Annotated in this window: 12 protein-coding genes and 1 tRNA gene; all 13 read right to left on the reverse strand. The window is 61.7% G+C overall.

Translation table 11 applies throughout. From position 1 onward, the window contains the following. Positions 1-281: 281 nt before the first annotated feature. The 13 genes from pth to HF854_RS07410 all read right to left on the reverse strand — a co-directional run bounded on the left by pth (position 282) and on the right by HF854_RS07410 (position 11,933). On the reverse strand, positions 282-875 hold the full coding sequence (pth, locus tag HF854_RS07350) for an aminoacyl-tRNA hydrolase (RefSeq protein ID WP_168935714.1): 594 nt from the start codon (positions 873-875) through the stop codon (positions 282-284). A 10-nt stretch (positions 876-885) separates the two neighbouring features. After that, on the reverse strand, positions 886-1,641 hold the full coding sequence (locus HF854_RS07355) for an alpha/beta fold hydrolase (protein ID WP_240937688.1): 756 nt from the start codon (positions 1,639-1,641) through the stop codon (positions 886-888). Between the two features lie 178 nt (positions 1,642-1,819). Continuing rightward, positions 1,820-2,410 carry a 50S ribosomal protein L25/general stress protein Ctc gene (locus HF854_RS07360; RefSeq protein ID WP_168935716.1) on the reverse strand — a complete coding sequence of 197 codons (591 nt, stop codon included), beginning with the start codon at positions 2,408-2,410 and terminating at the stop codon, positions 1,820-1,822. A gap of 72 nt (positions 2,411-2,482) precedes the next feature. After that, positions 2,483-3,427 (reverse strand): ribose-phosphate diphosphokinase, encoded by a 945-nt coding sequence (locus HF854_RS07365; protein WP_168935717.1) that lies wholly within the window; start codon positions 3,425-3,427, stop codon positions 2,483-2,485. A 45-nt stretch (positions 3,428-3,472) separates the two neighbouring features. Next, a tRNA-Gln gene (locus HF854_RS07370) sits at positions 3,473-3,547 on the reverse strand. Next, a complete protein-coding gene (gene ispE / locus HF854_RS07375) occupies positions 3,538-4,461 on the reverse strand; it encodes a 4-(cytidine 5'-diphospho)-2-C-methyl-D-erythritol kinase (RefSeq protein WP_168935718.1) in 924 nt (307 codons plus the stop codon). Before ispE ends, HF854_RS07370 begins: the two co-directional genes overlap by 10 nt. Before the next feature lie 9 nt (positions 4,462-4,470). After that, complete coding sequence (gene hslV / locus HF854_RS07380) at positions 4,471-5,004, reverse strand: ATP-dependent protease subunit HslV (protein ID WP_072337505.1); 534 nt, start codon at positions 5,002-5,004, stop codon at positions 4,471-4,473. Further along, positions 5,004-6,419 carry a M48 family metallopeptidase gene (locus HF854_RS07385; protein ID WP_168935719.1) on the reverse strand — a complete coding sequence of 472 codons (1,416 nt, stop codon included), beginning with the start codon at positions 6,417-6,419 and terminating at the stop codon, positions 5,004-5,006. The genes hslV and HF854_RS07385 overlap by 1 nt, the downstream gene beginning before the upstream one ends. A 10-nt stretch (positions 6,420-6,429) precedes the next feature. Then, positions 6,430-7,881, reverse strand: coding sequence for a cysteine--tRNA ligase (cysS, locus tag HF854_RS07390; RefSeq protein WP_168935720.1), 1,452 nt, complete (start codon positions 7,879-7,881; stop codon positions 6,430-6,432). Between the two features lie 15 nt (positions 7,882-7,896). After that, positions 7,897-8,325, reverse strand: coding sequence for a ribose 5-phosphate isomerase B (gene rpiB / locus HF854_RS07395; RefSeq protein ID WP_006005754.1), 429 nt, complete (start codon positions 8,323-8,325; stop codon positions 7,897-7,899). A gap of 15 nt (positions 8,326-8,340) precedes the next feature. After that, complete coding sequence (locus HF854_RS07400) at positions 8,341-9,108, reverse strand: hypothetical protein (protein WP_168935721.1); 768 nt, start codon at positions 9,106-9,108, stop codon at positions 8,341-8,343. Next, entirely contained in the window at positions 9,105-10,835 is a 1,731-nt protein-coding gene (locus HF854_RS07405) for a tetratricopeptide repeat protein (RefSeq protein ID WP_168935722.1), read from the reverse strand. Before HF854_RS07405 ends, HF854_RS07400 begins: the two co-directional genes overlap by 4 nt. A 3-nt stretch (positions 10,836-10,838) precedes the next feature. Further along, positions 10,839-11,933: a sigma-70 family RNA polymerase sigma factor gene (locus tag HF854_RS07410; protein WP_168935723.1), complete on the reverse strand. Its 1,095-nt coding sequence runs from the start codon at positions 11,931-11,933 to the stop codon at positions 10,839-10,841. Positions 11,934-12,038 lie beyond the last annotated feature (105 nt).

Consider the following 12,038-nt stretch of genomic DNA (forward strand, 5'->3'; position numbering starts at 1 on the left):
TGTGCATCTTTTCTTGCCGCCGTTCAAATCAGATGCATATCTTTGTGGGCAAACATAATTTGACGACACTATCTAGGCTATGAGCCTTGGTTCCCATAACAAAAACACCTTTCCGTTAATGTTGCGATGGGCTTGAACAACTTCATCGTAGCGGAAAGGTGTTTTTGTGTGTATAACGTATTGTCTCCACCCGCATAGCGGGTGGTTTTTTGTTTCGCGCCTGTCAGGCGCTCAACAGGCTAAAGCCCATAAAAAAAAGCCGGCCACAGGCCGGCTCATGATCAGGAACGGGTCGCCCGCACAGCGGCTTCCAGTCCTTTTTTTGCAAAAATTTCCAGTACTTCAAGCGCCTTATCAGTCGCTGTCCGTATCTTGTCGGCATCTTCACTGCAAGGACGCCCCAGCACCCAGTTGATGACGTCCCCTTTCTGGGGAGGCCGCCCGATACCGATACGCAGACGGTAGAAGTCCGGTGTTCCCAGCAGCTGGGTGATGGACTTGAGCCCGTTGTGCCCGGCGTTGCCGCCCCCCTTCTTGAAGCGCAGCTCTCCGGCGGGGATGTCCAGTTCATCATGCACCACCACCAGCTGATCGGGGCGGATCTTGTGCCAGGCCAGCAGGGGCTGGACACACTGGCCGCTCAGATTCATGAAGGTCTGGGGCATGGCGGCCAGCCAGTCTCCGGGCAGCCCGTCATAGCGCAGCTGCCACAGTTCACAGGAGAATTTGCCTCCGTTCTGGCTCTGTACCTGGCCGCCTTCCCGGCGGGCATGATCCAGCAGGCTTTCCACAAAGGCAAAGCCGCAATTATGGCGCGTTCCGGCATACTGGTTGCCGGGATTGCCCAAACCAACGACGACACCACCAAAATCCATGACAGTTTCCTTACAGGTGAAGAGAGAGTGGCAGGCCGTGACCACTGGCCAGCGCCGCCACATGGGCGGCTGTCCTGGCGGCCACGACGGGGGAGAGTATGGCCAGATGGCCACCCCGAGGCAGCCAGATACAATGTTTTTCCGGGGCCGTCACCGCGGCGAACGTCTCCTCGATCAGAGGTCTGGTGAACAGAGCGTCGTCGAGAGCATTGAAAAGATAGAACGGGCAGTGGACCGTGGACGCTACCGAGGTGCTGAACAGGGAGTACAGGTACGCCAGGGGATAGCTTGTCCTGGCCTGCCGGCGATCAAGGGGAAGACGCAGGCAGCCGGCAAGGATCTTTTTGACCGACAGATAGCTGAATACGGGCAACGGCAGCCGGGGCAAGCAGGTACTGAGTATCTTCAGCCCGGCCAGCAGACGATCACGCTGCGCTGCCCAGGGAGCGAATCGGGTCAGTTCTATGACCCGGCGGCTTTGCGGGAAGATCCCGCTGAATGCGAAACAGGCACGCATCCGCTGACTGCGGGAGGCGTGGGCCATGGCCAGGATCCCTCCCTGACTGTGACCGGCAAGGAGCAGAGGCCCCATGCCGTGACCATGCAGCCAGCGTTCCGCATCCAGGCCGTCCTGCAGCAGGTCGTCAAAACTGAACAGACGCCGGTGCGGGTTGCTGCCATGTCCGGTCAGGTGCAGGGCCGCGACGGCAAGTCCGTTTTTCCAGAGGCAATGCAGGAACGTCCGGTACTGGACCGGACAGAACATGGTCCCCGGATAAAAAACGAGGCAGGAGGCGCCCGGTCTGGGCCACAGCTCGATGCTTATCTGCCGATTTCCGTGGCGCAGGGTATGATACTGCAGGCGAGGAAGGCTGGACATACGTATAAAAATCAGGCCGGCCTCAAAAGAGACCGGCCTGAAAAAAACTGCGGTGAAAGGCGCCTTATTCGGCGGCTTCGGCAGCGTCCTTGCTCTTGGAGAACACGCTCACGATGGCGAAGTTCTTGTCGAACACGGCCTTCACGTTTTCGGGGAGAGCCAGGGTCTCCACGGTCACGCTGTCATTGATACCCATGTCGGTCACGTCGATGGTCACCTTCTTGGGCATGTCCAGGGGCTTGCTACACAGACGCACGCTTTCGCGGTAGGTTTCCATCACGCCGCCCAGCTTGACGCCGCGGGCAACACCCACGAATTCGATCGGCACGTCGACCTTGACTTCCTTGTCCAGATCCACACCGTAGAAGTCCACATGGGTGAAGGCCTTCTTGTAGGGGTGCTTCTGCACTTCCCAGAACATGACGGGATGCACGGTCTTGGTGCCGTTGTCGTCGATTTCCAGGTTGAACACGGCGGTACGGCCCATTTCGGCGTACATCTTTTCCAGAGGCAGAGCAGGAGCCTGCACGGCGATGTTGTCACCCTTGGCGGTGTAGAACACACCGGGGATCATGTCCTGCGTGCGCGCACGGCCCGCAGGGCCTTTGCCGCTACCTTCACGCTTTTGCACGCTCAACGTCTTTTCAATGGTCATGTTTAACTCCTTACCTAGTGCCGCATGAAAGTGCGGGAAGTTTTCTTATTATGGAGTCGGGAAAACCCGGCATTATACAAAGAGAACGCTGACGGAGGAACCCGTGTGGATGTTGTGGATGGTCTTGCCCAGCAGGGCAGCCACAGACACCACCTGCAGCTTGGGACACTGTGCCAGCTTTTCACCCAGCGGGATGGTATCGGTCACGATGACGCGGTCCAGAGCCTCGGTAGCATTGATGCGGTCGATGGCGGGGCCGGACAGCACACCGTGGGAAGCACAGGCGATGATCTTCTTGGCGCCGTACTTGAGCAGCACGTCGGCACCGGCGCACAGGGTACCGGCAGTATCGATGATGTCGTCAACGATGATGGCGGTCTTGCCTTCCACGTCACCGATGACGTGCATGGCCTGGGCCTGGTTGGGCTTGTCGCGACGCTTGTCCACGATGGCCAGAGGAGCATTCAGGCGCTTGGCGTAGGAACGGGCGCGCTCCACACCGCCGGCGTCGGGGGAGACGATGACGATGTCGCCTTCGATCTGGCGCAGGGGTTCCATCATGACAGGAGCGGCATACAGGTTGTCCACAGGGCAGTTGAAGAAGCCTTGGATCTGACCGGCATGCATGTCGATGGTCACCACACGGCCGGCACCGGCCACGCTGATGAAGTCGGCCACCATCTTGGCGCTGATGGGGGCGCGGGGGCTCACCTTGCGGTCCTGGCGGGCATAGCCGTAGTAGGGGATCACAGCCGTGATGCGGCCGGCGCTGGCGCGCTTGAGGGCGTCGAGCATGAGGCAGAGCTGCATCAGGTTGCGGTTGACCAGCGGGGGACAGGTGGGCTGGACAACGAACACGTCATCGCCGCGCACGTTGTCACCGATTTCAATGCGCAGCTCGCCATCGCTGAAGGTGGTTGCCAGAGTAGGAGTAAGCTGACAGCCGAGGTGGTCGCAAATGGCTTTGGCCAACTCGGGATTGGAAGAACCCGTGACAATCTTGAGATCGCTGAACATGGTCCGTTCACCTTGCCGATAGCGGCAGCAGTTATGGTTTGGGTGTGGCTGGGATGGAAGGGCTCGAACCTTCGAATGACGGAGCCAAAACCCGTTGCCTTACCACTTGGCTACATCCCAGCATTCATGGGCAGCACAAAGACCTTCCCGTACTGTGACTCCGGGCTTTGCGCTGCCGCCTCGGCTGCGTGACGGGCTGAGAACAGGCCGAACATGCTCGATCCACTGCCGCTCATGCGTGCACAAGCGGCCCCGGAATGGAGTAGATATTGGCGGATTGTCTCTAATTGCGGGTATTCACGCACAACGGCGGGCTCCAGATCGTTACGGATTTGGAGCACGTTTTCTGTGGTGATGCGGAACGTCGTTCCCGTCCCGGCATATTTACCCATCACGAGAAGCGTTTCATTATCCTTGCTCTCCGGATTTGTCAAGCCTTTACCACCAGCTTTTTCCGCTTCCGCCATCAAATCGTCATAGGCGCGGTAGGCCCAGGGGGTGGAGACCGACACGGGCGGACAGACCAGCACCAGCCACCAGCCGGGCAGATCCACTGCCGCGGGCGTCAGCACCTCGCCGATACCGGTCACGCGCCGGGGCTGCCCGTGAAGGAAAAAGGGGACGTCCGCACCGACCTTGATGGCGGCTTTTTCCAGCTCTTCCAGCGGCAGAGGCGTCTCCAGGCAGCTGTTGAGCCACAGGAGCAGGGCTGCGGCATCGCTGCTGCCGCCCCCCAGGCCTGCGCCGTGAGGGATACCCTTGCGCAGGGTGACATCCACGCCCGGGCAGACGGCCTGTTCCGGCAGCAGGGCCGCGAAAGCGGCATGGGCCTTGGTCAGGGTGTTATGCTCCAGGTCGATGCCGGGGGTATCGCAGAACACGCGGATGCCTGCCGCTTCCCTGCGTTCCACTTCCAGGACGTCGAACGGCCGGGCCAGCGGATAGAATACGGAATCGAGGGTATGATAGCCGTTGGGCAGGATGCCGGTTATCTCCAGCCCCAGATTGATCTTGCAACCGGTGCGGATCTCCACGCTGTCCCCCTACAGGGTCTCGACCACGAAATGGTCGTTGGTGTAGACGCAGATCTCCGAAGCGATCTTCATGGATTCCAGGGCCAGCTCCCGGGCGGGGAGGCTGCTGTGGCGCAGCAGGGCGCGGGCTGCGGAAAGGGCATAGGGGCCGCCGCTGCCGATGGCAGCCACGTCATCGTCGGGCTCGAACACGTCCCCGTTACCGGAAAGCAGCAGGATATGTTCGCCGTCAGAGACCAGGAGCATGGCTTCCAGGCGGCGTAGGTATTTGTCCTTGCGCCATTCCTTGGTCAGCTCCACAGCGGAACGCTGCAGATTGCCGCGAAATTCCTTGAGCTTGGCTTCGAACAGTTCGAACAGGGTGAAGGCATCGGCCGTGGCACCGGCAAAGCCGGCCACGATCTTGCCGTCATACAGGCGGCGCACCTTGCGGGCGGTGTGCTTCATGATCATGGACTGGCCCAGGGTGACCTGGCCATCCCCGGCCATGGCAACCTGTCCGTCCTTCTTGACTGCCAGAATCGTCGTCGCGTGCGTTTCTATCATCGGTCTTCCCAGATTTCCTTGCGTTCTTTGTACACCGCATCCAGCTTGCGGAAAGCCGCACTGTCGGCGGATTTTTCCGTCTTTGCCTTGGCCTGCTTGAAGTAGCGCTCTGCCAGCTTGCGGTTGTTGGAGTAAATGGCACTGTAGGCCATGTGGATGTAGGCCAGTCCGGTCTTGCCTATGGAGCCCAGCGAACGGGCATAGGCTTCATGGACATCGGCGGCTTCCGGCACGGCCCGCAGGACTTCCGTATAGTACGGCTGGGCCTGCTGGGCGCGGCCGGTCTCATCCAGCATGCGCGCATAAAAGAATCTGGCCATGAAATCGTTTTTGTCCAGCTGCATGGCCTGACGCAGCAGGCCTTCCGCCCTGGCCATGTCACCTTTGCGGTAGTGGAAGGTCCCGGCTTCGCGCAGCACCAGCGGGTCCTTGGGGGCCAGCTGCAGGGCCTGATCGAAGGCGGCGGCAGCTTCGCGCACGTTGTTCCTGCGCGAAAGGACCATGCCCCGCCCCATGCAGGAAAGGGCGTCCTTGCCGGAAAAACGCTGCAGGGCCGCCTGGCTGTCGCCGTAGCGTCCCCAAAGGACGGTCTGGACCCTTTTGAAGCGGCGATTGTCGAAGGACCGGTTGCGGATGGAAGCGGGGAAGGAACTTAGCCGGGCCTGGATGCCGTTGATGCGGTCACCGATATCCGGGTGGGTGGACAGATAGGCGGGCACGCTGGCTCCCGCCATCCAGCTTTTCTGGCGCATGATCTTGAAGCCGCCCACCATGCCGGAGGGCGGATAGCCCGCCTTGGTCAGGTACTGCAGGCCGATCTGGTCGGCTTCGTTCTCGTCCAGACGGCTGTAATTGAGCATGGCGGACTGACCTGCGCCCAGGGCCCCGACGGCCACGGCGCCGCCCGCAGGCCCGCCGACGGCCACGCCGGCGATGGCCAGCAGCAAACTGCCCACGGACAGATACTGGGCCCGCTCCAGACGCGAGGCCACATGGCGCTGGGTCACATGGGCCAGCTCATGCGAAAGAACGCCAGCCAGCTGGCTCTCATCCTCGAAGTTCATGATCAGTCCGGTAAAGACATAGACATGGCCGCCGGGGATGGCAAAGGCGTTCATGGCGTTATGCAGGATGACGCCGGACGTGAAAGTGAAGGGCTGGGGCGGGATGGCCTTGACCAGACGACGGACAAGGCCATCCACATATTTGCTGACTTCGGGGTCGTCGACCATGGGCAGGCTGGAGCGGATGGCCACATCGAATTTGTGCCCCATCTCCTTCTCGTCCTTGAGGGAGACCCCTCCAAAGAAGAATGCCCGGGCCGTCAGCGGCAGAAACAGCTGGGCGACCAGGAAGACACTCAACATCACCAGCGCCACAGGGCGACGGAACTTCCCGAAACGATGCAGCATCGTCACCTCGCTAAGCTATATCCCAGACCTGCCCTTCCACGGTGTCGCGCACGGCCACGCCCAGTTCGGCAAGCGCGGCGCGCAGTTCGTCGGAGCGGGCAAAGTCCTTGGCGGCACGGGCCGCGGCACGCTCGTCCAGCAGGGCCTGCACGCGCGGCACGTCGATGTTCAGACGGGCCGCCCGCTGATCACGCAGAGCCAGCAGGAAGGTGGCCGGATCCTGGCCGAACAGGCCCAGCTGGGCCGACCAGTCATTGCGGCGCTCGAAGAACTCTTCCAGCAGACGGCGGGCGCCTTCGCCCGCGCGCAGGGCCTTGTCTTCCAGCACACGGTTGACCAGGCGCACCTGGGAGAAGATGTGGCCAAGGGCCTGGGCCGTGTTCACATCGTCGTCCAGAGCGGCATTGAAGCCCTGGCCGTGTTCGTCCCATTCCTTGAGGATGTCGGCGGGCAGATCGACTTTCTTCCACTTGGCGCGCTCCAGAGCCTTGCCGGCTTCCAGCTGGCATTCGTAGATGCGCTGCAGGGCCTTTTCGGACTCGTCCATGATGTCGGCCGTGAAGTCGATGGGGCTGCGGTAATGCTTGCCCAGCAGGAAGAAGCGCAGGGTCTCGGGCAGGTAGCTGGCCAGGATGTCGCGGATGGTCTTGAAGTTGCCCAGCGACTTGGACATCTTTTCGGCATTGACCTGCACGAAGCCGTTATGCACCCAGAAACGGGCCAGCTGGCAGCTGCAGGCGGCTTCGGTCTGGGCGATCTCGTTCTCGTGATGGGGGAAGATGAGGTCCTGGCCGCCGCCGTGGATATCCAGGGGCAGATATTCCTTGCTCATGGCCGAGCATTCGATATGCCAGCCGGGACGGCCCTTGCCCCAGGGGCTTTCCCAGAAGGGCTCGCCGGGCTTGGCCGCCTTCCACAGGGCAAAATCTAGCGGATCCTGCTTCTCTTCACCGGGAGCCACGCGGGCACCGGCCTGCAATTCGTCCAGGCTGCGGCCGGAGAGCTTGCCGTAAGGCGGATAGGCACGCACGCGGAAATACACGTCGCCGGACGGCACGGCATAGGCCTTGCCCTGGGCGATGAGCTCGGAACAGAGGTCCTGCATCTGCTGGATGTATTCGGTGGCGCGGGGCTCATGATCGGCACGCACCACGTTCAGGCGGTCCATGTCTTCATGGAAGGCATCGATGTAGGTCTGTCCCACTTCACGCCAGTCGCGTTTTTCTTCATTGGCGCGGCGGATGATTTTGTCGTCCACGTCGGTGAAGTTGCGGACAAAGGTCACATCCAGCCCCAGGGCGCGCAGATGGCGCACCAGCACGTCGAAGACCAGGGCGGACCGGGCATGGCCGATGTGGCAGTAGTCATAGGCGGTGATGCCGCAGACATACATGTTGACCTTGCCGGGCCGGACAGGGACGAATTCTTCCTTTTTACGGGTAAGGGTATTGTACAGCTGCATGACAGGTCCCACAGACTAGGCGTTGAGGAGGTCGATGCGGCGCTGATGGCGGCCGCCTTCGAATTCGGTGGACAGGAAGGTATCGACGATGGCAAGCGCCAGCTCCACGCCCGTGACCCGGGCCCCCAGGCACAGCACGTTGGCATTGTTGTGCAGGCGGGTGAAGCGGGCATGCAGTTCCGTGGTGCACAGCGCCGCGCGGATGCCCTTGTGGCGGTTGGCCGCTATGGACATGCCGATCCCCGTACCGCAGATCAGGATGCCGGGCACATCTTCGGCTTCGACAGCATTGCACAGGGCGTGGGCGAACACGGGGTAATCGCAGCTTTCCTTGCTGTAGGTGCCGTGGTCGGTGACCGTATAGCCCATCTTTTCCAGATGGGCGCGCAGGGTTTCCTTGAGTTCGATACCGGCGTGGTCACAGGCCATGTGGATGGATTTCATGATCTCTCCTTAGGGTTATTGCTGGGGAGCCGTGTAGCGTTCCAGGGGCAGCACCGGGGTGCTGTCCGGCAGAAGCAGACTCAGCTGTTCGTTATTGAAAGGAGCCGGGGCCTGACGTTCCTTGACCAGCAGCACGGCCGTCTGGCCGTCGGGGTGGCGCAGGCTCACGCGACGGGGCAGACCGGCCTCGTCATACGCGATGGCCATGCTCCAGCCGCGACTGCCGTTTTCCTGCCAGGCCACAGCCTGGCCCTGGGCGTCGATCTCCAGAAGGCCGCCCACGGCAGAAGAAAGGGTAAAACCGACATGGCCGTTGGCAAGGGCCTGGCTGTCGGAGTAACGGTCACCGAAGACCGTCACGAGACGGCCGTTGAGCAGGGCCGCCAGCTCATCCAGGGCAAAAGGCACCGGTACGCCGACGCGCAGCAGGGGCTTGTTGCTGCCCTGATGGAAAAAGGCCCGGTTTTCCGTGGGACTGTACACGAGGAACTCATCGCCGGATTCCCAGATCTTGGCCACTACGGCCCCGATACCGGCCATGACGTCCATGCGCAGGCTCCGGCTGTCATTGCCCCAGAGCAGGGCCGTGACACGCCGGGTATCGCCCTCCGTACCAAAACGCAGACTGGCGTTCAAAAGATAAGGGGCTTCCTTGACGGCTCCGCTGCGGGCCACGAAGGCCTGCCAGCGGTCGGCGCTGTCGGCAGGCGGCACGGTGGAAGGCTGGCGGGCACAGGCCGAAGCCATGAACATCAGGACGATGAGACAAAGGATCTTTTTCATAGGTCCCCCAGACGCTGGCGCAGGGATTCCGCATTGGCGGGTTTGAGTTTCAGGGCCTGTTCGTAGGCCTTGCGGGCTTCCTCTTTCTGGCCCGCGGCGGCGGCGATGTCGCCGTAATGTTCCAGTATCTCGGCTTCGGGCCAGGGGACGAGAGCCACCGCACGCCGGATGTTCTGCAGGGCCTCTTCCGTACGGCCCAGGCGGAACAGGGCCCAGGCCAGGGAATCCACGATGAAGAACTGGTCAGGGGCCAGACGGTCGGCCCGCTGCAGCAGCTCCAGGGCGTGTTCCAGATCCTTCCCCTGGACGGCCAGGCTGTAGCCCACATAGTTCAGGGCCTGATAGTGCTCCGGATGGCTGGCGATGATGCCCTGCATGACCTTCATGGCTTCATCACGCTTGCCGAGGCTGTCCAGAAGGCTGCCGAGGGTAAAGGCCAGTTCCGAGCTTTCCGGGACGATCTCCACGGCCTGACGGGCCCTGGCCAGGGCCTCGTCCATGGCCTTGAGACGGGCCAGCAGACGGACCTCCAGCAACAGCAGGGTCTCGTTGCGGGCATGGCGCTGCTGCAGATTGCGCACGGAGGCCAGCGCCTCTTTTTCCTTGCCCGCATCGGCCAGGATCTGGGCTTTCAGCCCTTCCGCCTGTACGGCCGTGGGACTGCTGGCCGGGATCCGGGCCAGCCAGCTCAGGGCCAGTTCCGTGTCACGGCGCTGGTCGCGGGCGATACCAGCCAGCATCAGGAAAACGTCAGGCGGTACGCCCGGCTCGTCCAGCATCTCCTTGAGCAGCCGCTCTGCCTGCAAATAATGGCGGCTTTCTAGGAACATGCTGATGGCGGTGAGCTTGAACGCCGCGGCATCCGGGCCCTTGCGGAAATATTTCAGGGCCTTTTCCGGCTGGTTGAGACGCAGCGAAAGGTGGACGAGGCGCAGGCATACATCCTGCTCGGAGACCTGGAGCTTGAGCAGCTTTTCGTAGATGGTGCGGGCCTCGTTCCACTGCTTTTGCTGTTCGTAGGCATAGGCCAGCTCCACCAGGGCCTCGACAAAGTCCGGCATGGCCTGGATGGCCTTCTGGAGCAGCGGGATGGCTTCCGCACGGCGCTGCATCCCGATCAGGGCCCGGGCATGGTAATAATCCACCATGGGCGTCCGTTCACCGGCAGCGATACTGCCGATGTGCTTTTCCGCCTCATCGAATCTTTTGGCCTTGACCAGCAGCAGGATCAGCTCCATGCGGGCATCCAGGGAGTCGGGATGCCGCGCCACGAAGGCCCGGATCTGCTCCAGGCCCTGTTCCGTCTTGCCGTGGGCCGCCAGGGCCTCGGCGCTGAACAGATTGAGGGGCAGATCGTCGGGCCAGACCTGCAGGCCCAGCTCCAGCAGGGGCAGCACCTTTTCCGAACGACGGCTGTCCAGCCACAGGGCGCCTTCCAGCCAAGCCTTGGCAGGCAGGGTGCCGCCGGTCATCTGCTGGGCCGCCTGCAGGAGCAGTTCTTCATCCTCGTCGGCAAGGGCCTGCATATAAAGGAGATAGGCGTAGGTATCCTTGGCGGCCGGCGAAAGCTCTTTTTCCTCGGGCAGGATCTCGATGCCCTGGAAAGAGGGGGAAGCGGCCCCGCTCCGGGGCTGGGTGGAGGCACAGCCGCCGCATCCCAGCAGGGAAAGGGACAGCGAACCGCTCAGCAGGGCAGAGCAGAGCAGGAGGATGGTCTTGTTTCTCATAGATTATTGAATCCAGGCGTCGGAAAAGTCCTTGATGTCCAGGGCCAGATGCTGGCGGATCTTCTCCAGGAGACGGGCTTCCAGCTGGCGCACGCGTTCGCGGGTCACGTTATATCGTTCACCGATCTCGCGCAAGGTGACGGGGTCATCTGTCAGCAGCCGGTTCTGCAGGATGTAGAGTTCCTTCTCGTTGAGCTTGGGCAGGATGGTCTTGAGCTTTTCGCGCAGCAGCTCCGCCACTTCGGAATCCCCCAGACTGTCCTCGATGCCCGGTCCCAGGGCCGGAAGGAAGTCCATGCGGGTGGCGCCGCCCGTATCTTCCCCCACCTGGGCGTTGAGGGAAAGGTCGTTGGCGGCAAGGCGCTGATCCATCTCCGTGATCTGTTCTTCACTGACGCCCAGACGCTCGGAGAGCATGGCGGCGTCGGGATCGAAGCCCTGGGCGATCAGCTTTTGCCGTTCACGGTTGAGATTGTAGAACAGCTTTCGCTGCACCTGGGTGGTGCCGATCTTGACCATGCGCCAGTTATCCATGATGAACTTGAGGATATAGGCCTTGATCCAGAAAGAGGCGTAGTAGGAGAACTTGATGCCCTTGTCGGGGTCGAACTTGTTGACGGCCCGCATGAGGCCCACATTGCCTTCCTGGACGAGGTCGAGGACGTTCTGCATCCAGCGGCGCTGGAAGTCCATGGCGATGCGTACCACAAGGCGCAGATGCGACGAGACCAGCCTGAAGGCGGCGTCGGGGTCGTTGTGATCGCGCACCCGCACGGCCAGCTCGTGTTCTTCCTCGGGCTTGAGCATGGGGAAGCGGCTCACCTCGCGCAGGTAAAGCTGCAAACTGTCCCGGCCGCCGGTGGACGGCAGGCGGGGCATGGACGGCGCAGGGAGGCTGGATTCGTCATGGCTGCCTTCGGTAAGCAGCATGGGGCCGTCGTCGCCCACATCCAGAATCTCGCCCTGGTCGAGGCTGTCCTCATCGAGTTCTTCCAGCGAGTCCAGAGAGCTGTCTTCGTCTGCGGCATCCAGGACTTCCACGTCCGCCACAGGCGCGGAAGAAGGGTGATCGGGGACATTCTTGTTGTTTTTCTTCATTATTTTCCTCAGGGGGCTGATGACATCCCTGATGTCGGTGTAGCCCCATGCTATAGTTTTGATTTGTCCTTTTCAATGATTTTCAGTAGTAAAAGCCTTGCGGCT

The sequence above is a fragment of the Desulfovibrio piger genome (genome assembly GCF_012843875.1).
Lineage (GTDB): Bacteria > Desulfobacterota > Desulfovibrionia > Desulfovibrionales > Desulfovibrionaceae > Desulfovibrio.